This is a genomic window from Streptococcus parasanguinis, from assembly GCF_047463195.1.
In the GTDB taxonomy this organism is placed as follows: Bacteria; Bacillota; Bacilli; order Lactobacillales; family Streptococcaceae; genus Streptococcus; species Streptococcus parasanguinis_R.
Genome location: NZ_JASHEI010000001.1, coordinates 34986 through 59640 on the forward strand (window position 1 = coordinate 34986; position 24655 = coordinate 59640).

General features: G+C 42.8%; 18 protein-coding genes and 1 pseudogene. 13 read left to right on the forward strand and 6 right to left on the reverse strand.

Going from position 1 to position 24655, the window contains the following annotated elements:
* Positions 1 to 28: 28 nt before the first annotated feature.
* The 5 genes from QM870_RS00160 to QM870_RS00180 form a co-directional block, all read right to left on the reverse strand.
* On the reverse strand, positions 29 to 718 hold the full coding sequence (locus QM870_RS00160; RefSeq protein ID WP_368397709.1) for an ABC transporter ATP-binding protein: 690 nt from the start codon (positions 716 to 718) through the stop codon (positions 29 to 31).
* A gap of 1 nt (position 719) precedes the next feature.
* On the reverse strand, positions 720 to 1823 hold the full coding sequence (locus QM870_RS00165; protein WP_414367974.1) for an ABC transporter permease: 1104 nt from the start codon (positions 1821 to 1823) through the stop codon (positions 720 to 722).
* A gap of 956 nt (positions 1824 to 2779) precedes the next feature.
* On the reverse strand, positions 2780 to 3721 hold the full coding sequence (gene birA, locus QM870_RS00170) for a bifunctional biotin--[acetyl-CoA-carboxylase] ligase/biotin operon repressor BirA (RefSeq protein ID WP_414367977.1): 942 nt from the start codon (positions 3719 to 3721) through the stop codon (positions 2780 to 2782).
* An 8-nt stretch (positions 3722 to 3729) separates the two neighbouring features.
* Complete coding sequence (locus QM870_RS00175) at positions 3730 to 4737, reverse strand: LacI family DNA-binding transcriptional regulator (RefSeq protein WP_414367980.1); 1008 nt, start codon at positions 4735 to 4737, stop codon at positions 3730 to 3732.
* A gap of 67 nt (positions 4738 to 4804) precedes the next feature.
* Positions 4805 to 5638, reverse strand: coding sequence for an AraC family transcriptional regulator (locus tag QM870_RS00180; RefSeq protein ID WP_414367983.1), 834 nt, complete (start codon positions 5636 to 5638; stop codon positions 4805 to 4807).
* Positions 5639 to 5797: 159 nt separating this feature from the next.
* Between QM870_RS00180 and QM870_RS00185 the strand changes: the two genes are divergently transcribed.
* The 10 genes from QM870_RS00185 (at position 5798) to QM870_RS00230 (ending at position 20099) form a co-directional block, all read left to right on the forward strand.
* Positions 5798 to 7960, forward strand: coding sequence for an alpha-galactosidase (locus tag QM870_RS00185; RefSeq protein ID WP_414367986.1), 2163 nt, complete (start codon positions 5798 to 5800; stop codon positions 7958 to 7960).
* Between the two features lie 14 nt (positions 7961 to 7974).
* Positions 7975 to 9234 carry an extracellular solute-binding protein gene (locus QM870_RS00190; protein WP_031573760.1) on the forward strand — a complete coding sequence of 420 codons (1260 nt, stop codon included), beginning with the start codon at positions 7975 to 7977 and terminating at the stop codon, positions 9232 to 9234.
* 13 nt (positions 9235 to 9247) lie between these two features.
* A complete protein-coding gene (locus tag QM870_RS00195) occupies positions 9248 to 10114 on the forward strand; it encodes a carbohydrate ABC transporter permease (RefSeq protein WP_023022883.1) in 867 nt (288 codons plus the stop codon).
* Between the two features lie 13 nt (positions 10115 to 10127).
* Positions 10128 to 10961 carry a carbohydrate ABC transporter permease gene (locus QM870_RS00200; RefSeq protein WP_021153463.1) on the forward strand — a complete coding sequence of 278 codons (834 nt, stop codon included), beginning with the start codon at positions 10128 to 10130 and terminating at the stop codon, positions 10959 to 10961.
* A 477-nt stretch (positions 10962 to 11438) separates the two neighbouring features.
* The gene (gene gtfA / locus QM870_RS00205) at positions 11439 to 12881 is read left to right on the forward strand and encodes a sucrose phosphorylase (protein WP_070466177.1); all 1443 of its coding nucleotides are present in this window, start codon (positions 11439 to 11441) and stop codon (positions 12879 to 12881) included.
* A 126-nt stretch (positions 12882 to 13007) separates the two neighbouring features.
* The gene (locus QM870_RS00210; RefSeq protein ID WP_414367992.1) at positions 13008 to 15419 is read left to right on the forward strand and encodes a glycoside hydrolase family 3 N-terminal domain-containing protein; all 2412 of its coding nucleotides are present in this window, start codon (positions 13008 to 13010) and stop codon (positions 15417 to 15419) included.
* A 241-nt stretch (positions 15420 to 15660) separates the two neighbouring features.
* The gene (locus QM870_RS00215; RefSeq protein WP_155200362.1) at positions 15661 to 16839 is read left to right on the forward strand and encodes a galactokinase; all 1179 of its coding nucleotides are present in this window, start codon (positions 15661 to 15663) and stop codon (positions 16837 to 16839) included.
* Positions 16840 to 16851: 12 nt separating this feature from the next.
* Positions 16852 to 18324: a UDP-glucose--hexose-1-phosphate uridylyltransferase gene (gene galT / locus QM870_RS00220; RefSeq protein ID WP_414367995.1), complete on the forward strand. Its 1473-nt coding sequence runs from the start codon at positions 16852 to 16854 to the stop codon at positions 18322 to 18324.
* 64 nt (positions 18325 to 18388) lie between these two features.
* Complete coding sequence (gene galE / locus QM870_RS00225) at positions 18389 to 19387, forward strand: UDP-glucose 4-epimerase GalE (protein ID WP_414367998.1); 999 nt, start codon at positions 18389 to 18391, stop codon at positions 19385 to 19387.
* A 127-nt stretch (positions 19388 to 19514) separates the two neighbouring features.
* On the forward strand, positions 19515 to 20099 hold the full coding sequence (locus tag QM870_RS00230; RefSeq protein ID WP_045759595.1) for a DUF1307 domain-containing protein: 585 nt from the start codon (positions 19515 to 19517) through the stop codon (positions 20097 to 20099).
* Positions 20100 to 20671: 572 nt separating this feature from the next.
* On the opposite strand, the gene QM870_RS00235 is transcribed toward QM870_RS00230, so the two are convergent.
* Positions 20672 to 22189 carry an ATP-binding cassette domain-containing protein gene (locus tag QM870_RS00235; RefSeq protein ID WP_049516153.1) on the reverse strand — a complete coding sequence of 506 codons (1518 nt, stop codon included), beginning with the start codon at positions 22187 to 22189 and terminating at the stop codon, positions 20672 to 20674.
* 248 nt (positions 22190 to 22437) lie between these two features.
* Here QM870_RS00235 and QM870_RS00240 point away from each other — a divergent pair.
* From QM870_RS00240 to QM870_RS00250, 3 genes and pseudogenes are all read left to right on the forward strand, one after another.
* Positions 22438 to 23694, forward strand: a pseudogene (locus QM870_RS00240) (hypothetical protein); the annotation flags it as partial.
* Positions 23695 to 23696: 2 nt separating this feature from the next.
* Complete coding sequence (locus tag QM870_RS00245) at positions 23697 to 23930, forward strand: Imm74 family immunity protein (RefSeq protein WP_024056346.1); 234 nt, start codon at positions 23697 to 23699, stop codon at positions 23928 to 23930.
* A gap of 302 nt (positions 23931 to 24232) precedes the next feature.
* The gene (locus tag QM870_RS00250; protein WP_003007812.1) at positions 24233 to 24580 is read left to right on the forward strand and encodes a barstar family protein; all 348 of its coding nucleotides are present in this window, start codon (positions 24233 to 24235) and stop codon (positions 24578 to 24580) included.
* The last annotated feature ends 75 nt before the right edge of the window (positions 24581 to 24655 follow it).

Consider the following 24655-nt stretch of genomic DNA (forward strand, 5'->3'; position numbering starts at 1 on the left):
TACCGATTTCTGTCCCACTCTCTTGTATTTAATCAACCTTTTCTACCTTTAGCAATTGGCCATGTTTTAATTCATAAATGGTATCTACATAGGTCAGGATGGAGCGGTCATGGGTCACCATGATGGCGCTCTTGTTTTTAGATTTGACTTCTTTCTGGATCAACTGGGCGATTTCTTGCCCTCGATCTGGGTCTAGGCTAGCCGTTGGTTCATCGGCTAAAATGACCTGTGGATTTCCGATGAAGGCCCGAGCGATGGCTGCCCGTTGTTTTTGCCCACCGGACATCTGATTCGGGTATTGGTGGTAACAAGCTTCGATGCCTAGATCTGCCAACAAGGCTTTGACTTCCTCTTGGCGTTTTTTCTTGTCCTTCTCCCCTTTTAATTTGGCCACCAGTTCTAACTGGTCACCGATTTTCATATAGGAGAGGAGCTGGTGATCTTGAAAGATAAAGCCGAGCAATTCCAGACGTTTTTGCGTCCACTGGCCTTGGTTGAGGCCGGTCAAGTCTTGGCCAGCGATAGAAATCCGCCCCTCGTCCGCTGATAAGAGTAAACCAGCGATAGCTAAGAGAGTGGATTTACCGGATCCTGAAGGGCCCAAGATCGCGACAAATTCGTTGGGTTCGACGTTTAAATTCAGCTGGTTGAGGACATGGTGCATCTGGCTACCATCGGCGTAGGATTTTCTGATATTTTCTAATGCAATAATGGCCATCTTATTCTCCATTTCCACCAATGACTTCGATTGGATCTACTTTTTTGATTTTGACAAGGGACAAGGCACCACACAAAATAGAGGTCAGGATAAAGCTAACCGAGATGGTGAGATTGTCGTTCAGGGTCATAAAGGAAGGGACGCTATTGGGTAAAAATGGCGCCATTATGGTTGCCAAGCCAAGTCCCAGCAGCACTCCGATGAGGGAGATAATGGTGAGCTGGGATAGTTGGACATAGGTAATCTGGCTCATGGACATGCCAATAGCCTTCAAGACGCCGAACTGTTTCAACTTCTGCAGGGTGAGGATATAGAAGAAGACCCCAAGGATAGCAGAGGAAGCGAGCAAGAGCACCCACGTGATCATCCGTAGCGTCAGGTTTTGAGCCTTGTAGCCAGGGATTTTATCGATCACTTGCTTCTTATCCGCCACCATTAAGTTGCTGGCTAGATCACTAGAAGTGATGCTTTTCTTGGTCACAAGGGTTTGGGCTTGCCATTGATAGCTTGGATCTGTTTTTTGCCGCATGCCTGTGTAGGTCTCCGAGCTGATAAAACCAATCTCGCTATAGCCGTATTTGGCATTTTTCGCGAAGGCCACGACCTTGAGTTTTTGCTTAGAGGTTTTATCGATCACTTGATCACCGACTTGGATCCCCTCATCCTCTTTGAAAGAACTGTCCAAAATGACCTCGTTTTTCTTTAAGTCGGAGATCTTGAGGTCTGTATCTTCCATGATTGGATTGAGGATTTCTTCTTCGTTGTGATCGGTCGCGAAGTAGGTGATATCCAGAGTATTGGAATCCTCTGATTTTGAGACGGTTGCTCGCTGGATGGACAAACCCGAATAGTCCATCCCCTCTATCTTTTGGACCTCATCTAAATCTTTCTCCGTAATGGTTGAGAAGGGGATAATCCCTTCTGAGTCCGTCGAAAGGATGTAGTGTAGCGACCCATAGTTATCGATTTGAGCCGATACCGAACGGCCCAGTCCATTTGTCAGACCGGACAAGAATACCACCATAAACATGAGGATGGTAATGAGGAGTTCAATCAGGATAAACTTCTTGGGTTGGTATTTCATTTCATTCCATGCGATTTTCATATTCGTTCTCCTTTTAGCACGGAGGTGCTCAAGTAGCTTGGCACCTAAACATACTCTACTATCATACCATAAGTGGGGGGATAATATGGGGATGGTGTTTGGTAGAGTATGAAAGGATCGGATTTGTTTACTGTGTTCAATTTGATTCTCAATTATTAATTGTTAATGAATACAAAAATAAATCTGCTATAGACAAGAAAAAGCCTTGATTTCAAGGCTTTTCCTGTTGATTTAGATGCCCCCTGCATGGATTTGGAAAGAACTTTCATATTGAGAGTACTTAATAATGTTGAAATTTAATTGAATTTCGGAAGGCGCTTTTAGGTATTTTCAATGTCATGATATAAAGTAGGGCAAAAAACATACTGAATTGAACTGTTTAGTAGCTTAAATATATCATGGCGCTATCTAAAAAGTTAATTTTATAGAGTTTGTTGGAATAGTTACTGAGTTTTTTGTTTAATATTCAAACTTTATTATTATATCATGAAAATAATTAGAAAAACAGACTTGTATTATTTTGAAATTTGTATATGATGAAGGTGTAAGAACTATAAAATAGCCTGTTAGAAAGAGGAGGAAAAGAATGAATCAGGCTATATAAAATTGGTGATTGGTATTTAATGTTGTAAAACAAGAAAGGGTAGGGTAAAAAATGCAAATACATAAAAAAATTTTTATAGTGGCGTTGGTTTTATCTATTTGTATCTCACTATATTTTCTTATCAATCCGTCTAATATCTTCACCTTTCCGATCCGTGTGCATGAATTTGATGACACATTTAAATATTACATGTTTGTGAAGATTGGAATTGTATTATTATTTATCAAATTCTTACTGGATATATGCTTAGAATTTATCAAGAATTGGTTTAAAAAGTTTTGATATTTCTTCACACAAAAGAGTCTGAGACAGCGTTTTGTCCCAGACTCTTTTGTGAGTTGTGAGCTCTGTTTTATAGATTCCACTGCTTGAGGGAGATTTCTCCGCTATTGAGCCAGATTTCTTCTTGCTTGTCTAATTGGACCAAGAGTTGGCCGGTATCAGAGATGTCTTTGGCGAGGCCTTGATAGGTCTGCTGGTTCTGCTCAAAAGTGACAGTTCGTCCTAGGACCAGGGAGCGCTCTTTATAGAGGTAGACCAGTTCATCGACATCTGTTTGGAAGAATTCCTTCCAGATCTCACTGATGAGGTCATTGCGGGTGATGGGACAAGGCCCTTCAAATAAGGAACCAGCCTTACTTTCTAGCTCTTCTGGAAAAGTAGGGATGGCTAAATTGAGACCGACTCCGATAATGACATCTGTGACAAGACCAGTCTCGATGGACGTGATAGCTTCGGTTAAGATTCCCCCAATTTTTTTATGGCGGTAGTAAATATCATTGACCCACTTGATATCGATATCGATCAGGGTCAGGTTTTTAATAGCTTTATAGATGGCTCCAGCGACCATCAAGGTATAAGGAGGGAGCTCCGCAGGTGGCAGTTGAGGGTTGAGATGAAGGGACATGTAGATGCCCCCTTGATCGGGGCAATAGTAGTCACGACCAAAGCGGCCCTTTCCAGCGGATTGCGAATTGGCTAGGTAGAGCGCCTTGCCTTCTTGATGGGCTTCTATGCCTAATTTGGCATCCAATTGGGTGGAGCTACATTGTTCATTTAAGGAAACGGTCAATTGGGTATTTTTTGCGATCACTTCAGGTAGCAGAATATCGCCTGAGACCAGTTTGTAGCCCTTCTTTTTGAGGGATTCGATGATGACCCCATCTTTTTCTAGACGTTGGATGGCCTTCCAGATAGAGGTGCGGGAAACACCTAGTTCTTTTGCTAGCTGCTCCCCGTTGACATAATCATCTGCCTGAGAAAGTGTTTGAAAGAGGATTTCGTGTGTTTTCATAAGACCTCCTAACGACTGCTGTCTCGAATCGTCAGTTTGGTAGCTAATTTGACCATATAGGGAACACTTGGTTGAGTCCCTTGAAAGGTCTGCCGCAACATCTGAATGGCTTGCTTGCCCATTTCTTCCGTGTAGACGGTCACTGTGGAAAGGGCAGGAAAGACATACTTGGCGATGGAAGTATCATTGAAGGAAATGAGACTGACGCGATCAGGAACTGCAATTTGGTGCTCCTGAAGGGACCGCAGAGCCCCGACAGCCAAGGCATCACTGGCCATGAAAAAGGCAGTTGGCAAGTCGTCGCCCAATGCTTGAATCAGTTGCTCCATCATATGATAACCTGACTCAGTTGAAAATTGACCAACAGAGACAAAGCGCTCCTCATAAAGTCCTTTTTCCGTGAGATACTGTTGAAAGGTCCGTTGACGGGGATCCATCTGAAGTGGTGTCGCATCTGCTGTTTCTTCCTGCCCGACCAAGAGCCCGATCTCCTTGTGGCCATGCTCAAGGAAATACTCGAGAGCGGTGATGACAGAATCTTCTAGATCGGTCGTCACACAGGAATGCCCTAGATAGAGGGTATTGCTATCGACAAAAATCAGGGGTTTGCTGTAGCTTTCCAGATCTTGAATGGTCTTGGGACTGAATTTCCCAAGAGCGATAATGCCGTCTGCCTCTTGAATCAAGGACCAATCGTCATTATTAAAGATACGAAAGATCTCATAGCCTAATTCCTGGGCTTGTTTCTCCAAGCCCATCCGAATGGCATAGTAGTAGAGGTCCTCTAATTCTTCTTCGCGCGTGTACCATTCAAAGATGACGATTTTATGAGAATCTTCGACTGGTTGAGCCGCTGTTTTGCGACTTTTCTTTTGGTAATGCAGGTCCTCAGCGATGCGAAGAATCCGACTGCGCGTGTCTTCACCAACCGATAAGGTCGCATCCTGGTTGAGGACGCGAGAGACCGTTGCCTGAGAAACGCCTGCTTTTTCTGCAATGTCTTTAATCGTTGCCATAGTTCATCCTTTATTGCTTACTAGTTCCAGTATACTCTAAATACTAGTAAAAAGAAATAAATTTTTACTAAATTTTATGTTTGCTGCGATATTGGCTAGGAGTCAGGTGGCTATAGGCCTTAAAAGCCTTTGAAAAATAAAGGGGATCTGAAAAGCCAACCGAGTAAGCAACAATCTTGATGCTTTCGTCTGTATTGGTCAGCAACTGCTGGGCACGTTGCATGCGGACCGAGTGCAGGAATTCTTTGGGAGAGATCTGGTGAAACTCCTTAAAAACAGTTGTCAGGTAAGACCGATGGACATTGAGGTCATCGGCGATCTCTTGAATACTCAAGTGTTCTTTATTGTAATGCGTCTCAATCACATGCTTGCAGGTCAGGTAGAGTTGATAGGTGGGAGAGAGATAGCTCTTTTGTACGTTGGGAGCTACTTCCCCAATGAGATAAAGCAGTTCATAGATCTGCGAGAGAAGGTGGAGCTGGTAGTGTGGGGACAGCTTTGCTGCTTCCGCCTTATGGATGAGTTGCTCCATGAATTGGCCGATCCTCTCAGTGTCCACCTCTGTTTTCTTTAGAAAACCTTTTGCATGCAGGGTTGAAAAACGCATGAAATCACTCACCTTGGTACCACTGATGCCAATCCAGTAGTAGGACCAAGGTTCTTCTTCATCTGCCTTGTAGTAGGTCACCTTATTTTTGGGGAGAAGGAAGAGATCCCCTGCTTCTAGGTGGATTTCTTTATTATTGAAGCGGAAGACACCTTTTCCCTTGGTGATATAATGCAGAACAAAATTATCCCGAACGCTAGGGCCAAATTCATAGTTCTTCGGACAATCTTCATAGCCATAAAAATCAAGGGCTAGGTCAATGGTATCGGTTTGGTATTCAGAAAAGACTAACATAGGGAAACCTCCTACCTAACATTTTACCATATATGTCCAACAAAATTCTATTTTCGAAAGCGTTTACATCAAGTAAAATAAAGACATGTAAAAAAAGAAAAATATTGGAACTGAATATAAAAATACATAGTGATTTTTTAGGGTCCAATGGAGGAAGATATGGCAATTCGTATCGAACAAAATTTGTTCTATGTAGAAAGTAAGGGACTGAGCCTGATCCTTGAAAATCGAGATGGCTACCTGATGCTTAAGCATCTGGGGCGTCCGATCCCGTCTTATCATTTTTCCAATACGGTGCATGAGAAGGATCATGCTTTCTCTGGAAATCCAACACCTGACAATCGAACCTTCAGCTTGGATACCCAGCGTCAGATCCTAGGACAGCACGGGCTTGGAGATTTCCGAAAGCCGTCTATTCAAATCCAGCACGGGGCCACAGAGGTGACGGATTTCCTCTATGTCGGAGCCAATATCTACTCTGGCAGTGTCGAGGCAACTGGTCTTCCCAATCCACATACAGTAGATCAGGCTGAAACCTTGGCCTTGGTCTTTGAAGATGATAAAGCGGCCCTGCGTTTGACCCTCTATTACACGGCTTACGAGGATCGAGCAACCATCACTAGCTTTTCAAAGATTGAAAACTATAGTGATGAAACCGTCGTGATCCACAAGGCCTTCAGTGTGTTGGCCGATGTCCCAGCAGGTGACTACGATGTCATCACCCTTCAAGGGGCCTATGCGAGAGAAAAAACAGTCCGCCGCCAGCAAGTAGAGCAAGGAATCTTCTCCATCAGCTCCAACCGTGGTGCTTCTGGACACGCCCAGACTCCAGCCTTGATTCTTGCTGAGCATGAAGTGACAGAAGATGCTGGTTCTGCCCTTGCCTTCCAACTGCTCTACAGTGGAAATTTTGAAGGATTTGTTCAAAAGAATCAACTCAATGAAGTTCGGGTTGGATTGGGAATCAATCCAGAAAACTTCTCCTGGGAATTAGCGCCAAATCAGAGTTTTGATACGCCGGTAGCCATGATCAGCTACTCCCATAAGGGATTGACCGGACTCAGTCAAGAGAGTCAAGCATTTGTCCAAAACCATATCATTCCTAGCCCCTTTGCCCAAAAAGAACGTCCAATTCTGATCAACAACTGGGAAGCCACCTACTTTGATTTTAAGAAAGACAAATTATTGGAGCTAGCGGATGAGGCTCAAAAAGTGGGAATCGAGCTTTTCGTTCTGGATGATGGCTGGTTTGGCAATCGCTATGATGACAATCGGGCTCTCGGTGACTGGACTGTCAATGAAGAAAAATTAGGAGGAAGCCTAGCAGAACTGATCCAAGGCATCCATGACAAGGGACTTCAATTTGGCCTTTGGGTGGAGCCAGAAATGATTTCCGTTGATAGCGACCTCTACCGGGCTCATCCGGACTGGGCTATTCAAGTCCCAGGTTACGAACACACCTATTCACGGAATCAACTGGTGCTCGATTTCTCCAATAAAGAAGTAGTGGCTTATATTAAGCAGGTCTTGGATGACTTACTTGGAAATCATGAGATCGACTATATCAAATGGGACATGAATCGCAATATCACTAAGCTTGGGAATGGGAAAACCTACCTTGAAACCAAGATGCAATCCCATGCGTATATTTTAGGTCTCTATGAAGTGGTTTCTTACTTAACAGAGAAGTATGAGAACATTCTCTTTGAGTCTTGCTCTGGAGGCGGTGGCCGTAATGACCTCGGTATGATGCGTTACTTCCCTCAGGTCTGGGCAAGTGACAATACGGATGCCATTGCCAGACTTCCAATCCAGTACGGTTCTAGCTACCTCTATCCTACCATTTCTATGGGGGCTCACGTATCAGCGGTGCCAAATCACCAGATGGGACGGATGACACCACTTGAAACGCGTGGTCATGTAGCCATGATGGGAAATCTGGGCTATGAATTGGATCTAACCAGTCTTCTGCAAGAAGAGTTGGATCGGATCGCAGCTCAAGTCGCTCATTACAAAACGATTCGACCACTTGTTCAGTTCGGAAAACACTACCGCTTGATCAATCCAGGTCATGGTAGCAATCAAGCAGCCGTCCAGTTCACTTATCAAGACCGCACGGTTGTAACTTATGTACGGGTCTTATCAACTGTTGAGGAGATCGAGCCGACCCTGAAACTCAAAGGGTTGGAAGAAAATGCGCTCTATAGCTTAGAAGGGACGGATCAAGTCTATTCAGGAGCCGAGCTCATGTATGCTGGCTTAACCGTCGTTCTTCCTCAGGGAGATTTCCTCAGCAAACAATATGTTTTTGTCAAAAAATAAAAGGAGACAGCCAAATGAAATGGTATAAAAAAATCGGACTTCTTGCGACTACAGGCCTAGCCTTGTTTGGGCTCGGCGCTTGCTCCAACGATGGTAAATCTGCGGATGGCACAGTGACCATCGAGTATTTCAACCAGAAAAAAGAAATGACCAAAACCTTGGAAGAAATCGCGCGTGATTTTGAAAAGGAAAATCCAAAGGTTAAGGTCAAAGTTGTCAATGTACCAAATGGTGGTGAAGTATTGAAAACACGTGTTCTCGCAGGGGATGTGCCAGATGTAGTCAATATTTACCCACAGTCCATTGAATTGCAAGAATGGGCGAAAGCGGGTGTCTTCGAAGATTTAAGCAATAAAGATTATCTCAAACGCGTGAAAAACGGCTACGCTGAAAAATATGCTGTAAATGGAAAAGTCTACAACGTTCCTTTCACAGCCAATGCTTACGGAATCTACTACAACAAAGACAAATTCGAAGAGTTGGGCTTGAAGGTTCCTGAAACTTGGGACGAGTTCGAACAGTTGGTGAAAGACATCGTTGCTAAAGGACAAACACCATTTGGAATTGCAGGTGCAGAAGCTTGGACGCTCAATGGGTATAATCAATTGGCCTTTGCGACAGCAGCAGGTGGGGGTAAAGAAGCCAATCAATACCTTCGTTATTCTCAGCCAAATTCCATTAAATTGTCTGATCCGATTATGAAGGATGACATCAAGGTCATGGATATCCTTCGCATTAAAGGATCTAAGCAAAAGAACTGGGAAGGCGCTGGCTATACAGATGTTATTGGTGCCTTCGCGCGTGGAGATGTCCTCATGACACCAAATGGATCTTGGGCCATTACCGCGATCAATGAACAAAAACCGAAATTTAAGATTGGAACTTTCATGATTCCAGGGAAAGAAAAAGGACAAAGCTTAACCGTTGGTGCGGGAGACTTAGCATGGTCTATCTCAGCTACTACCAAACATCCAAAAGAAGCCAATGCCTTTGTGGAATACATGACCCGTCCAGAAGTCATGCAAAAGTACTATGATGTGGACGGATCTCCAACAGCGATCGAAGGGGTCAAACAAGCAGGAGAGGATTCACCGCTTGCTGGGATGACCAAATATGCCTTTACGGATCGTCACTTGGTCTGGTTGCAACAATACTGGACCAGTGAAGCAGACTTCCATACCTTGACGATGAACTATGTCTTGACAGGTGATAAACAAGGAATGGTCAATGATTTGAATGCCTTCTTTAACCCGATGAAAGCGGATGTGGATTAGGAGTAGAGAGACAATGAAAAAAGTATTACAAAAATATTGGGCATGGGCTTTTGTGGTCATTCCCCTCTTATTACAAGCAATTTTCTTCTATGTGCCAATGTTCCAAGGAGCCTTTTACAGTTTTACCAACTGGACAGGTTTGACCTATAACTACAAGTTTGTTGGCTTGAACAACTTTAAGCTCCTCTTTATGGATCCAAAATTCATGAATGCCATTGGCTTTACTGCGATCATCACGATTGCCATGGTGGTTGGTGAAATTGCCCTTGGGATCTTCATTGCGCGTGTCTTGAACTCTAAAATCAAAGGGCAAACCTTCTTCCGTGCTTGGTTCTTCTTCCCAGCTGTTTTGTCTGGTTTGACAGTGGCTTTGATCTTCAAACAAGTCTTCAACTACGGTCTACCAGCCATTGGGAATGCCCTTCATATTGAGTTTCTCCAAACCAGTCTTTTAGGGACTAAGTGGGGAGCGATCTTTGCGGCTGTCTTTGTCCTTCTTTGGCAAGGGGTGGCCATGCCCATCATTATCTTCCTAGCTGGTCTGCAATCTATCCCAACTGAGATTACAGAAGCAGCAAGAATCGATGGTGCAACGAGCAAGCAAGTCTTCTGGAATGTTGAATTGCCTTACTTGCTACCAAGTGTCTCTATGGTCTTTATCCTGGCCCTAAAAGGTGGTCTTACCGCCTTTGACCAAGTCTTTGCCATGACTGGTGGTGGACCAAACAATGCCACAACCTCACTTGGGCTCTTGGTTTATAATTACGCCTTTAAAAACAACCAATTCGGTTATGCCAATGCCATTGCCGTAATCTTGTTCTTCTTGATTGTAGTGATTTCGATCATCCAATTGAGAGTATCTAAGAAATTTGAAATTTAAGAGGAGAAGCACGATGAAACAAGATGAAAGAAAAGCCTTGATTGGCAAATACATTCTATTGATTCTAGGATCGGTTCTGATTTTAGTGCCGCTCCTTGCCACCCTCTTTAGTTCCTTCAAACCCACCAAGGATATCGTAGACAATTTCTTTGGATTCCCGACCAATTTCACATGGGACAACTTTAGCCGTCTATTGGCTGATGGGATCGGAGGCTATTATTGGAACTCTGTCGTCATCACTGTCTTGTCTTTACTTGCAGTAATGATCTTTATCCCCATGGCAGCCTACTCCATTGCACGTAATATGAGTAAGAGAAAAGCATTTACTATCATGTACACCCTCTTGATCCTTGGGATTTTCGTACCTTTCCAAGTCATCATGATTCCGATTACAGTTATGATGAGTAAACTCGGTTTGGCTAACACCTTTGGTTTGATCTTGCTCTACTTGACCTATGCGATTCCACAGACCCTCTTCCTCTATGTCGGCTATATCAAAATCTCGATTCCAGAAAGTTTGGATGAAGCAGCAGAAATTGATGGTGCTAATAAGTTTACAACTTATTTCCGTATCATCTTCCCAATGATGAAACCCATGCATGCGACAACCATGATCATCAATGCCCTTTGGTTCTGGAATGACTTCATGTTGCCACTCCTTGTCTTGAACCGGGATTCCAAAATGTGGACCCTGCCTTTGTTCCAATACAACTACGCAGGCCAATATTTCAACGACTACGGACCAAGCTTTGCTTCCTACGTTGTCGGCATTATCAGTATCACCATTGTCTATCTCTTCTTCCAACGCCATATCATCGCAGGAATGAGCAACGGCGCAGTGAAATAAGAAATAAGATACAAAGGGACGATTCAGCTTGCTGAAAATTTCTGTAGTACCCTAGGGCATCCACATCCGTAAACTACTGAAGTAGTAACGGCTGTGGAAATATAGGAAATCGACGTAGTGTGCTTGCACACAAGGAGATTTATCTTTTTTCCTAAGAAATTAGTCCCGTGTTCAATTCCAGATACAAAAGGACGATTCAGCTTGCTGAAAATTTCTGTAGTACCCTAGGGCATCCACATCCGTAGACTATTGAACTAGTAACGGCTGTGGAAAACTAGGGAATCTGAATAAGAAGCCTCAGCTTCTTGGAAGATTCATCTTTTTCACACAGAGCTTAGGGCGTGTTCAATTCCAGATACAAAGGGACGATTCAGCTTGCTGATTTCAATCGTATCCTAGGAAGTAATTCTAAAATAGAAAAACTCATGAAAGCCAGGTCCTCAAAGACTTGGCTTTCAAAAAAGAAAGGGAACCATTATGCCAATTCAAAACAAAACCATGTTAATTACTTACTCAGATAGCTTAGGAAATAACCTGAAGGATCTCTATGAAAATCTGGAGAAGCACTTTGGGGATGCAGTAGGTGGGGTTCACCTCTTGCCATTTTTCCCATCAACTGGTGACCGTGGCTTTGCGCCTGTCGACTATGACCAAGTGGATCCAGCCTTTGGAGATTGGGAAAATGTCAAACGCTTGGGCGACAAGTACTATCTTATGTTTGACTTTATGATCAATCACATTTCTCGTCAGTCTAAATACTACAAGGACTACCAAGAAAAGCACGACCAAAGTGCTTACAAGGACCTCTTTCTCAACTGGGACAAGTTCTGGCCGGAGAATCGTCCGACTCAAGCAGATGTAGATTTGATTTATAAGCGCAAAGACCGAGCTCCCAAGCAAGAAATCACTTTTGCGGATGGGACGACTGAGCATCTCTGGAATACTTTCGGGGAAGAGCAGATTGACCTAGACGTGACCAAGGAAGTGACCATGGACTTTATTCGCAAGACTATCGAACACCTGGCAAGCAATGGCTGTGACCTCATTCGTTTGGACGCCTTTGCCTATGCGGTGAAGAAATTGGACACCAATGATTTCTTCGTTGAGCCAGACATTTGGGATTTGTTGGATAAGGTGCGCGATATGGCAGCAGGCTACGGTGCTGAGCTTCTTCCAGAGATTCATGAGCACTATTCCATTCAATTTAAGATTGCCGATCACGACTATTATGTCTATGACTTCGCGCTACCCATGGTAACCCTCTATACCCTCTATAGCTCAAAAGTGGAGCGCCTTGCCAAGTGGTTGAAGATGAGTCCGATGAAGCAGTTCACGACGCTGGACACCCATGACGGGATTGGGGTGGTCGATGTCAAGGATATCTTGACGGATGAAGAGATTGACTATGCTTCAAATGAGCTTTATAAGGTTGGGGCAAATGTTAAACGCAAATATTCAACAGCAGAGTACAACAACTTGGATATCTACCAAATCAATTCGACCTACTATTCTGCGCTTGGAGATGACGATCGTAAGTACTTCCTAGCCCGCTTAATTCAAGCTTTTGCACCAGGTATTCCACAAGTTTATTATGTTGGATTCCTAGCCGGGAAGAATGATTTGGAACTCTTAGAAAACACCAAAGAAGGCCGCAATATCAACCGTCATTACTACAGCAATGAAGAAATTGCTCAAGAAGTGGAGCGGCCGGTCGTGCAATCCCTTCTCAAGCTCTTTAGTTTCCGGAATAACTCGCAAGCTTTTGACCTAGAAGGAAGCATTGAGGTGGAAACACCAGATGATCATACCATTGTCATCACGCGCCAAAATAAAGACCAAACTGTCACAGCAGTAGCCCGAATCGATCTTGCTGAGGGAACTTACCAAGTGACAGAAAATGGTCAAGAAATGGTGTTTTAAAAAAATATGAACGAACTAAAGGATAAGTAAAAAATGCTTATCCTTTTTTAAAACAAGCGCCTTGCAACCGTTTACAAAACTATAAAACAATGGTACAATATCTATTGAAAGAAAGGAGGTCGCTTTATGAAAAAAATCATGTATCCATCTGCGGCCCTATTAGCGGCTTTTGCTCTATTGTCCGTCCAAACAGCAAAAGCAGACACAGCTCAAGCGTCGGATCAAGCCAATGAACCGGCAGCAACAGTAGAAGAGGTGGTGGCTTCTCCAACGCCAGAAACCACCACAGAAAATCAGGGAGAAGTGGCCGAAACGCCAACTTCAACAGACCGTGCAGTAACCCCTACAACCTCCCCAACGGAAACAACAACGGAGACGGCCTCTCCCCAAGTGGAAAAACTGCTTGAAGATATGCCTCTCAAGCAAAAGGTTACGCAAATGATCATGCCGGACTTCCGTAAGTGGCAGGAGGCTAATCAGGAGTCGCCACAGGATCTCACCAAGGTCAATGCTGAAGTAGCGGATGCGATTGATAAATATGATTTTGGAGGCGTCATTCTTTTTGCTGAAAACGTCAAAGAGACCAAGCAGACCCTGGCTATGACGCAAGATATGCAAAAGGCAGCGATTGAAAACAAAGCCAATAACGGGAAGATTCCGCTATTATTAGCCATCGACCAAGAAGGGGGGATCGTCTACCGCTTGGGGACAGGTACAGCCCTTCCTGGCAATATGGCCATTGGGGCTACCAATGATCCCAAACTAGCGAAAGAAGCCGGTCAAATCATCGGACGTGAACTTTCTGCGCTAGGCTTGAATGTGGACTTTGCTCCGGTTCTAGATACCAATAACAATCCTCAAAATCCTGTGATTGGGCTTCGTTCCTTCTCATCTGACCCAAATCGGGTTGCCTATCTTGGTATTCCGATGATGAAGGGGATTCAGGACTACAATGTGGCTGTAGCAGCCAAGCATTTCCCAGGTCATGGAGATACAGCGGTCGATTCCCATACAGGTCTGCCATTGGTAGATAAATCTCTTGCTGAGCTTGAAAAATTGGAACTCCTTCCATTCAAAAAAGCTATGGATGAAGGGGTAGACCTCTTGATGACGGCTCATATCCAATACCCTCAAATTGAAAAAGATCAGGTCGTGTCAAAAGAAACGGGTGAGAAAATCTATGTTCCAGCGACACTTTCAGATGATATTTTAACGGGCTTGGTAAGGAAGAAATACGGCTATAAGGGCGTGATTGTCTCCGATGCCATGGGAATGGATGCCATTGCCAAGAACTTCGGTGAGGTGGAAGCTGTGAAAATGGCCATCAAAGCAGGAGTTGACCTAGTCTTGATGCCAACGACCCTTCGCAGTAAAGCCGATTTGAGCAAGATTGATACCATTGTAGATGCAGTGGTAGATGCCGTGAAAACCGGTGACATTTCAGAAGAGCGCTTAAATGAGTCGGTTCGTCGGATCCTGACTCTCAAAGAAAAACGTGGGGTCCTAAATTTTGATCCAAGTGCTCGGACAGCTGAAAAAGCAGAAGAAGCAGTCGGATCTAGTCTCAACCGTGACTTGGAACGTAAGATTGCAGCAGCAGCGGTGACGGTTGTAAAAAATGAAGACAATACCTTGCCATTTAAGGTGCAAACAGGGGACCATGTCTTACTCTTAGGAGCTTTTGAAAACGAAGTTCCTGGACTCGATTTGGGTATGCGTCGCTTAATTGCTGACGGAGTGCTTCCAAAAGACACCTCCTTTGTGGCCAAGAACTTCACTAAAGAATCTACTCTGGATAGTCTAAAAGAAGATCTTGAAAAAGCGACTCACATCGTAGTCATTTCAGAGATCGGTTATGAAGGGCAACTGGATAAAGATTTCTGGCGGACCAAGATCCCAACAGAGATCGTCAATTATGCCAATACCAACCATAAGAAGGCAGCTGTCCTTTCTATCTCTAAACCTTATGATGTAGCCAACTATCCAGCAGCCAAAGCCATTTTGGCAGTCTATGGAAATAAGGGAATGGATCCAACGGAATCCCTCAAACCAGACAATGCATTTGGTCCTAATATTCCTGCAGGAGTGGAAGTCATCTTCAATGGCAAAGAACATCTAGGTACCTTACCGGTTGATATTCCAAAAATTGTAGACGGAAAAATGTCGGAAACAGAGTACGCCTACCGTATTGGTCATGGTCTCTTCTATCCAGCACCTGCACCATTGCCAACACCAGAAACCCAAGATCCAACTTCACCAGTTCAAGATCCAACCCATCAGACACAACCAGTAGAGGTTGGTCACACTGGAACACAGGTTCTTGTTAGCAAGCAAGAAAAGGTGAGCCCTCTTGATGGTCCACAAGTCACTCCGGTTTCTGTATCACATGACACTGCTCAGGTTCCTGCAAGTGTTTCAGCCAGTCCTGCATCATCGGTATTGCCAAAAACCGGTCAAACAGGGAACCTCCTCTCCCTTATGGGTGTCAGCCTCTTAACCTTCCTTGGATCTTTTGTCTATCCAAGAAAGAAAAACTAATGAATTAAGAATCTCAATTGGGTGACACTTCCAATTGAGATTTTTTGGTAAAGTTTTACTAAAATTAACTCAAGTTGTCAATGATCGAATAGAAGTTTTAATCGGAGGAAAACCCTTTGTTATAGCCTTCTTTGGCATAAAATAAAAAATTAATAAAATTTTACTAAAAACACTTGAAGTTTTACTTGTGATCAGATATAATACAAGTATAAAAACGTTTACAAAACTAAAGGAGTTTCTCATGACGACAACAATCACATCTCAAGATTTACAAGAAAAGTTCCAGGCTGTCTTTGGGGAAAAGGCTGACCACACTTTCTTTTCACCAGGACGGATCAATCTGATCGGTGAACACACGGACTATAATGGTGGGCATGTCTTCCCAGCAGCCATTACACTTGGTACCTACGGAGCGGCAAGAAAGCGTGAGGACAAGGTCTTGCGTTTCTTCTCAGGAAACTTTGAAGACAAGGGGATCATTGAAGTTCCGCTTGAAAACCTCCACTTTGAAAAAGAACACAACTGGACCAACTATCCAAAAGGCGTACTCCACTTCTTGCAAGAAGCTGGTCATGTCATTGATAGCGGAATGGACGTCTATGTCTACGGCAATATTCCAAATGGATCTGGTCTTTCTTCTTCAGCTTCCCTTGAGCTCTTGATTGGCGTCATCGCTGAGAAACTATATGATCTTCAGTTAGATCGTCTAGATCTGGTCAAGATCGGAAAACAAACCGAAAATCACTTCATCGGAGTTAACTCTGGGATCATGGACCAATTTGCCATCGGTATGGGAGCTGATCAACGGGCTATTTATCTCGATACCAACACCCTAGAGTATGATCTGGTACCGCTGGACCTCAAAGACAATGTCGTAGTCATCATGAATACCAACAAACGCCGGGAATTAGCGGATTCAAAATACAATGAACGTCGTTCAGAATGTGAAACCGCCGTCTCTGAACTCCAAGAAAAATTGGATATCCAAACCTTAGGGGAACTGGATCTCTGGGCTTTTGATGCCTACAGCTACTTGATCAAGGATGAAAATCGCATCAAACGAGCTCGCCATGCTGTACTTGAAAACCAACGAACTCTCCAAGCTCGTAAGGCCCTTGAAGCAGGTGATTTGGAAGGCTTTGGCCGTCTCATGAATGCTTCCCACGTATCCTTGGAGCATGACTACGAAGTGACAGGTCTAGAATTGGATACCTTGGTGCATACAGCCTGGGAACAAGAAGGCGTCTTGGGCGCTCGTATGACAGGAGCAGGCTTTGGTGGTTGCGCCATTGCCCTCGTAAACAAAGATAAGGTTGAAGCCTTTAAAGAAGCTGTCGGCAAACGCTATGAAGAAGTCGTTGGCTATGCGCCTAGCTTTTATATTGCAGAAGTTGCGGCAGGAACACGGGTACTTGATTAAAAAGGAGATAGGATGACAGAACAGGTATTAGATGCATTTGTCACAGCCGTCATTGCGGCAAGTGACTACGAAGAGATGGATCGGATTTATCTAAAAAATCGCATCATGAGTCGCGTTGGAGAAGAAGGGCTAGATGCTCCAGCCCAAAAAGAAGAGTTGATCGCACTCAAAGATCAGCTGGTAGAGATCGCTGTTGCAAATAGCAAGATCCAGGACAGTATGGCCGCAAAAGACAGTCTGGGTGCGGAGTTGATGGATTGGATTACCCCTAGCCCTAGTCAGGTCAACCATCGTTTCTGGGAAACCTACCGTCAGTCCAAGGAAGACGCGATTGCAGATTTCTATGCCCTCTCTATGCGCAATGATTACATTAAGGTCAAAGCGATTGCGCAAAACATTGCCTTTGAGGCAGAAACTCCCTACGGTTCTCTTGAAATCACCATCAATCTGTCAAAACCTGAAAAAGATCCTAAAGACATTGCGGCGGCCAAGCTTGCCAAAGCCAGTCATTATCCAGCCTGCCAATTGTGCTTTGAAAATGAAGGCTATCAAGGTCGCCTAGACCATCCAGCCCGGGCCAATCATCGGATTATCCGTTTTGACATGGACGGTCATGATTGGGGCTTTCAATATTCCCCTTATGCCTACTTCAATGAACACTGCATTTTCCTCGATAGCCAGCATGTTCCTATGGCCATTAGTCGCAAGACCTTTGAGCGACTCTTGACCATTGTCGAGACTTTTCCAGGCTATTTTGCGGGCTCCAATGCAGACCTGCCCATTGTAGGGGGGTCCATCCTGACTCATGATCATTACCAAGGCGGACGCCACACCTTCCCTATGGAGCTAGCTCCTGTGGAGGAAAGCTTTAGCGTTGAGGGATTTGGGGCTGTATCGGTAGGGATTGTCAACTGGCCCATGTCAGTTCTCCGCTTGCAATCGGACGACAAGGCACAATTGATTGCCCTGGCAGACCATATCCTAACAGCCTGGCGAGGCTACTCGGATCCAGCCGTTCAAGTCTTAGCGGTATCCGACGGTCAGCCCCACCATACCATTACCCCCATTGCACGGATTCGTGATGGGCATTATGAACTGGACTTGGTGCTCCGTGACAACCAAACCTCACCAGAGCATCCAGATGGCATTTATCACCCACATGCGGATGTCCAACACATCAAAAAAGAAAATATAGGCCTGATCGAGGTCATGGGTCTAGCCATTTTGCCACCTCGACTCAAGGAGGAGCTCAAGCAGGTCCAAGATTATCTGCTTGGACGAGAAAGCAGTGTGGCTAGTTACCACCAGGACTGGGCGGATGACTTGAAAGCCACTCACCCATCCATCACAGAAGAAGCAGAGGCAGAAGCTATTGTTCGTGAATCAGTCGGTCAGATCTTTGCGCGCGTGCTCGAAGATGCCGGAGTCTACAAGCGAACAGCAGAAGGCCAAGCAGCCTTTAGACGCTTTGTCGCGACACTTTAAGTGTGGAGAAGAGGCAGAAATTTGGTACAATAAGAGAGAAGACAAAGAAGCGAAAGGAAAACAAATGGCAATACTCGTACTCGGAGGAGCTGGCTATATCGGTTCCCACATGGTAGACCGTTTGGTCAATGAAGGACAGGAAAAAGTCGTCGTAGTCGATAGCCTGGTCACAGGACACCGTGCAGCGGTGCATCCAGATGCCGTCTTTTACCAAGGAGACCTAGCGGATCAAGACTTTATGCGCAGGGTTTTTAAGGAACATGCAGATATTGATGCGGTCATCCACTTTGCTGCCTACTCACTAGTCGCGGAATCTATGGCAGATCCATTGAAGTATTTTGATAACAATACAGCTGGCATGGTCAAACTCTTGGAAGTCATGCATGAATGTGGGGTGCACTACATCGTCTTTTCTTCAACTGCTGCCACCTACGGTATTCCAGAAGAGATTCCGATTCTTGAAACCACTCCACAAAAACCGATTAATCCTTATGGCGAAAGCAAGCTCATGATGGAAACCATCATGCGCTGGGCCGATCAAGCCTATGGCATCAAGTATGTGCCCCTTCGTTACTTTAATGTAGCGGGTGCTAAACCTGACGGCTCTATTGGCGAAGACCATGGACCAGAGACCCACCTCTTGCCAATCGTCTTACAAGTGGCCCAAGGCAAACGCGAGAAGATCGCTATTTTTGGAGATGACTACAAGACACCAGATGGGACCAATGTTCGGGACTACGTCCATCCATTTGACTTGGCAGATGCCCATCTTTTAGCAGTGGAGTATCTGCGTAATGGCAACCCTTCTACCGCCTTTAATCTGGGCTCATCGACAGGATTCTCTAATCTTCAAATCGTTGAAGCGGCCCGCAAGGTGACGGGTCATCCGATCCCACTTGAGCTGGCCGATCGCAGACCAGGAGATCCAGATACCCTGATCGCATCCTCTGAGAAGGCGCGTGCCATCCTCGGCTGGCAACCCAAATTTGACAATATCGAAACCATCATCCAAACAGCCTGGGCTTGGCATTCCAGCCACCCAGATGGCTACAATGATCGATAAGGAGGGACTGCGGACATCATTTTTGAGACTTTTCTAATAACATTTAAAACGACAGTTGATCTTGCTAAATGACTCGTTTCAAACGTCAGTCATTTCCTTAACCATCATAAAAAGTGAGGTATTCAAAATGAATAAAACCACAAAAATGTTAGCCGTCTTCTTGACAGCGGGTCTTCTTTTAGCTGGTTGCGCACAAAAAGAGACTACAAAATCTACTAGTCCATCGTCTACTAAAGCAACCAGTAAAGCAACAAGCAAATCATCCGCTAAAGAGAAGACAAAAGAGTCATCAACTGATGAAAGCAAAAAAGAAGATGCACTAGCAGGTGCACAAAAAACCGTTCTCGAAACGAGTGATGAAGCAGGTAAGTCAACTATTACATTGTATTACAAGGGAGATACCTTGTTATTACAAGAAAAAGTTGATGATTACGACGTCTCAAAAGTGCCTGGTGAGAACCCTCTTGAAACCATGAAAGAAGCCGTTGCTAAGAGCCAAGAAAAATTCAAAGATCTGATGGGCCATGGATTTGAACTAACATCAGAATACAAAGACGGAATCTTTTATATCCGCAATACCATTGATTACACAAAAATCGATTTTAATAAATTAAAAGAAATCGTACCAGGATTTAATCCCCTAGATGACAAAACAGTCAGTTATTCAGTAACGAAAGACAGTCTTATCAAAGGCGGAATGGTCGAAAAATAAACAAAATGGAGAGTAGCTCAGTTTGTTGCTCTCTTTTTGTTTTCGTATGAATTCATGGCCATATTTTGTAGAATAGGATTTAAGGAAAAGAGTATTTAAATGAGTGATATCTTTTTAGAGAGTGCAAATCATGATTTGCATTTGTATGAATAAAATCTTTAGTTGAGTGATTACAGTTAAGAAGTCCACTGACGAGTAGGAAGTATTGAGAAGATCAATCCAGTTTACTTATGCACTGATCAAACGATTCATCCCTTTTGAAATTAAAGATGTAATAGAAGGGGTTGGAAGAAATACAATTAAATATAAAAAAGAGGCTGGGACAAAAGTCCTAGCCTCTCAATTGTTTTTGGATTGTCGAGCAAGACGCAGTGGTTGAGTGGGCTCTACTACGCTGATTTCATCAGCTTTTACAGCCCTACTCAACTGTGCGGAGGTGGGACGACGAAATCGAATTCTAACGAATTACCGATTTCTGTCCCACTCTCTTTTTGAGGTTAAGATGACCTCAATCTATCTGTGCCTGATGATGTATTGATCATGGTAAAACAAATCTTCGTGAGAAAGCAAGTCTACTCATTTTTTTGAATGATTAGTTCTCCAGATCTAATTTCCCAGACTTGGTCAAAGTTCTTCAGTGCTTCATTCTGTCGGTGTAAAGTAATGATGACAGCACACGGTAAGTCTAGTACTTTTTTCAATTCTGCCTCGAACTGATGAGCATCCAATGCTGAAAAAGGTTCATCCATAATAACTAATGGACTCTGGCGGTTTTTTTCTCGATTGAGGTACATGCGTTGTTGTTGACCACCTGACAGGGATTGAGGAGGTGTTACTTCGAACTCCACATCCTTAAACTCTGCAGGGAAAGTATTGAATAGCGTAACATTATTTTCATAACTAGAGATGAAGCTATGCTCTTGTTGCAAAATCAAGCCAAATCTTCCCCAAAGCTGATTTAGGGGAAGATCATTCAGCAAAATCTCGCCTTGGAAATCCTCATCCGTACCATTTAAAATATTGAGTAGGCTACTCTTACCTGATCCGTTCTCTCCTATGAGGGCAATCTTATTTCCTTTGTGAATGGTGGCAAAAGAAATCTTCAATGTTGATTCCCCAAGTTGTTTAGAAAGATTCTTCAATTTGATCGTTTCAAAAGAAAGCTGTGGTGCCTGAATTGAAGATGGATGCTTAACAATAGTTTGAAAGCTTTTAATTACAGGTTTTACCGACTCCAACATTTGCAGATCGTAAAGGATTTCTTGAATTGGTTCTGAGAAGGCTGTAATATAACCAAAACTGGCCACCACCTCAGGGATACCAATTTGATGATGATATAGAGAGTAAGCTAGATAGGAAAAGAGAATAAGGCTAATGAATTCAAAAGAAATACCCGTCAAGAGAATACCTGTAATTTTAGTCAAACCATACCCAAGATACTTATCCTGCAAGTTTTTGAGAGAACTTCTTTGTTGCTCTATAAAATGAGGTAGAGTAAGTTTGTTAACTAGGTGATGTCCTCGGAATAGATCCTCCAAGGTCCGATAATAATCACCTTGCTTTTCAAGATAGGTTTGTCTACGCTTCGCAGTCAATTGACCAACGATCTTTGGAATTTGAATACTGATGGCTGTTGAAATCAGTAGGATCAGTGCCACTATAGGATTGATCGTTCTGGTAATAATGATGGTATAAATCAAAATTCGTAGAATCTGCTTAAAAAAACTCATCAGTGGAGGTAGATAATCTTTTTCCAGTGAGTCAAGATCATTAGATTGATAAGAAATGTATTCTGCGACTGTTTTCTGCTTGAAATCATGGTGGGCAAGTCCTAAAAGAGATTGAAACCAATCGTTCTTTAGATTTGTCGAAAAGAGAATGGCCTGTTTCCAGTCAAGTCGCATTTGGATGTAGTTGCAAGTCAGGTAACCTATAACTGCGATGCAATAACCTGACAAAGCTATTTGATAGTGGCCACGAATTAACTCTTGTGTAAAGTATGGAAGAAGAGCCGTACAAATATTGGACAGGCCACTAAAGAGAAAATTAAAGAAAAGATACCAGCGCAAAGGCTTAAGGTATTGAAACATAGACGAAACTCCTTGATAAAGCTATAACATAAAACTGATAATGACATAACAGCCCAGTTACATTAATGAGCAAATAGGGGCATTAGTTAGAAACTTTCATTTTTGTAAAATATAACTAAATTATAGCATATGATGAAGTCAGTTTATTAATTTAGAAGAAGTTTGTCCATGTATTTCTCAAAAAAATTTGATATTAGGATGATTCTGTAGGCGTGTTAATTTAAACAAAAGAACTGCTAGCGACAGGAGATGCTGCTAGTGGAACCTACTTGCCTCCAAGTAGTGGAGTGGATCTATCTTGGAAGCAAACAGTCTCTTTAGGGTGGCAAAAACGTCAAGCAAACCTAAACAAAGTGAAGAATCCGAAGGTTGAAACATTAGAAGACAAACTCTCAAAAATGTCACGTGCAGAACTGGAGGAAGAGTATGGAGACGTGATTCAAGTCTATAAAAGATTTACGACTATGGGGCAGGGTGATGTGGTTCTCTCCAAGTGGGATATGAATGATCTCAAATTGTTATGGAAGAGATATAATGAAGTTAAGAATGATCATTTAGGATTATTACCTTCAGAATTAGCCAAGGTGGACCCAAAATTTAAGAAACGTATCGATGCAATGGATCAAGAAGCGTTAGAAGAGGCCTACCCAGAACTTAAAACATTGATCTCCATGGCTCATGTGAATCCATATGCACAACTATTTAAATCTGAAACAGAGCGAGCTAATTATCATTACCTACTAGACCGTTATTTCTTTTTAGATAGTCAAAAAATGCTCAGTTGGCGAGATCCTGCTTTTCAAACTAAATATGATTATTATATAATTGAAGAAGGTATTGATCCTTTTACAGGTAAACCTGCTACACAGGAAGAAATCAATAGTGCAAAAAATATCAAGAAGGTGAGAGGTTTTACTGATAGCCTCCAACTAGCAAGTACCTTGTATACATCTTATGTTGGATATAATCAGTACTACAATAAACCCTACACATCTTTCTCGGATGTATATAGTAAGGTAAAAGGGAAAATTCCTGTCTTCAATAGGAAACCAGTAATTCCTGTCTTTTCAAATAGATATTCAAAAATAGATTTTACTCAAACTGACTTTGATGTTGAGTTAATAAGAGGTAGATTGAAAACTGATCCAGATACGGCTTTTTTCTGGTCAGGACGAACAGATGGCATTGGAGGAATGGATGTTGCGAAAAAAATAGCAAAAAATAAAGGAGGAGTTACATTAGAATCTACGATTGATGATACGAACATTGTAATGCCTGAATGGGATTTTAATACTCCTTCAAGTGTAACAGCTTGGGAGGAAGCTTCGAATGTTTACGCAGAGCAAGTATCTGGTGAAATAAGAGCTGTAGTTGGTAGCGAACTACGACCAGGAAATATTTGGGAAAACATCGAACTACCAAGATTGAAGGCCAATCCAAATGTTACTAAGGTTACAACAATAGATCCTAAAACAGGGGTAGAAAAAATTATATTCGAGAGGTAGAAATGAAAATTACAGGAACAAGATCAACAATTACTTTTGATTTAGAGAATGGTTTCCTCATAAAAGCACAAGGAGAATTGCTGATCAATAAAAAATTTGTTGTTTATAAAGATAGTATGACACAATGGGAGCCTCCTCATGAGAATCTTCCGATAACTCAAAGAGAAATAGAAAATATTATTAATACAGCTAAAAAAATGGAGAGCAATCAAACTATTCAATTAGACTTTGTATAATTATATTGTATTCTAAGAGAAATAAATCTCTATACAAGTGGTCAGGTTGTCTATCATGGGACCAAACTCCTAGGTGGAAGTGAAGAAGATGCTCAAACTGCAAACTTTATCGGGAACATCGTAGGAGGTTATGTGGCCTCCTCAGCAACCAGCAAGTTTAGTTTGAATCAACCTATTTTTTCAAATCGATATTCAAAAATAGATTTTACTCAAAACAGAAGACCATTATAAAACATTTTAAAAAAATAGAATAGAGGTTTGAAATCCTGAAAAATAGAATTCATTACATTACGAAACTTGAAATGCAAGATCGATTGCCTTTCAGTGGCTTTGTAGCAAATTTTGATGGGAAGCAGATCCAAAACAAAGAAGAACTATTTCGTTTTCTTGAAAAAAATGTCGGACTTCCTGATGCCAATAATTGGTCATCTATTACAGATTGGCTGACAGACTTATCATGGATAAAAGCTGAAGAATACAACTTTATTCTTGAAAATTATGATAGCTTCTTAAAAGATGACTTATCATCTAAAGACTTATTTTTAGAAATTTTGGAAGAAGATATTCTTCCTTGGTGGGAATGCGATGTTGAAAAGCATGTTGTTGGCAGTAAGGTCAAGAGTTTTCAAGTTTACATAGTAGAAAATTAAAAATAGGACAAAGTTTTAAGGAGCTACCTTAAGGTAACCACTTATGTTGGATATAATCAGTACTACAATAAACCC

What these genes read in the sequence shown, in the direction of transcription:
- QM870_RS00160 (WP_368397709.1), bottom strand. Translation starts at nt 718, where the DNA reads ATGGCCATTATTGCATTAGAAAATATCAGAAAATCCTACGCCGATGGT.
- QM870_RS00165 (WP_414367974.1), bottom strand. Translation starts at nt 1,823, where the DNA reads ATGAAAATCGCATGGAATGAAATGAAATACCAACCCAAGAAGTTTATC.
- birA (WP_414367977.1), bottom strand. Translation starts at nt 3,721, where the DNA reads ATGAAAACACACGAAATCCTCTTTCAAACACTTTCTCAGGCAGATGAT.
- QM870_RS00175 (WP_414367980.1), bottom strand. Translation starts at nt 4,737, where the DNA reads ATGGCAACGATTAAAGACATTGCAGAAAAAGCAGGCGTTTCTCAGGCA.
- QM870_RS00180 (WP_414367983.1), bottom strand. Translation starts at nt 5,638, where the DNA reads ATGTTAGTCTTTTCTGAATACCAAACCGATACCATTGACCTAGCCCTT.
- QM870_RS00185 (WP_414367986.1), top strand. Translation starts at nt 5,798, where the DNA reads ATGGCAATTCGTATCGAACAAAATTTGTTCTATGTAGAAAGTAAGGGA.
- QM870_RS00190 (WP_031573760.1), top strand. Translation starts at nt 7,975, where the DNA reads ATGAAATGGTATAAAAAAATCGGACTTCTTGCGACTACAGGCCTAGCC.
- QM870_RS00195 (WP_023022883.1), top strand. Translation starts at nt 9,248, where the DNA reads ATGAAAAAAGTATTACAAAAATATTGGGCATGGGCTTTTGTGGTCATT.
- QM870_RS00200 (WP_021153463.1), top strand. Translation starts at nt 10,128, where the DNA reads ATGAAACAAGATGAAAGAAAAGCCTTGATTGGCAAATACATTCTATTG.
- gtfA (WP_070466177.1), top strand. Translation starts at nt 11,439, where the DNA reads ATGCCAATTCAAAACAAAACCATGTTAATTACTTACTCAGATAGCTTA.
- QM870_RS00210 (WP_414367992.1), top strand. Translation starts at nt 13,008, where the DNA reads ATGAAAAAAATCATGTATCCATCTGCGGCCCTATTAGCGGCTTTTGCT.
- QM870_RS00215 (WP_155200362.1), top strand. Translation starts at nt 15,661, where the DNA reads ATGACGACAACAATCACATCTCAAGATTTACAAGAAAAGTTCCAGGCT.
- galT (WP_414367995.1), top strand. Translation starts at nt 16,852, where the DNA reads ATGACAGAACAGGTATTAGATGCATTTGTCACAGCCGTCATTGCGGCA.
- galE (WP_414367998.1), top strand. Translation starts at nt 18,389, where the DNA reads ATGGCAATACTCGTACTCGGAGGAGCTGGCTATATCGGTTCCCACATG.
- QM870_RS00230 (WP_045759595.1), top strand. Translation starts at nt 19,515, where the DNA reads ATGAATAAAACCACAAAAATGTTAGCCGTCTTCTTGACAGCGGGTCTT.
- QM870_RS00235 (WP_049516153.1), bottom strand. Translation starts at nt 22,189, where the DNA reads ATGTTTCAATACCTTAAGCCTTTGCGCTGGTATCTTTTCTTTAATTTT.
- QM870_RS00245 (WP_024056346.1), top strand. Translation starts at nt 23,697, where the DNA reads ATGAAAATTACAGGAACAAGATCAACAATTACTTTTGATTTAGAGAAT.
- QM870_RS00250 (WP_003007812.1), top strand. Translation starts at nt 24,233, where the DNA reads ATGCAAGATCGATTGCCTTTCAGTGGCTTTGTAGCAAATTTTGATGGG.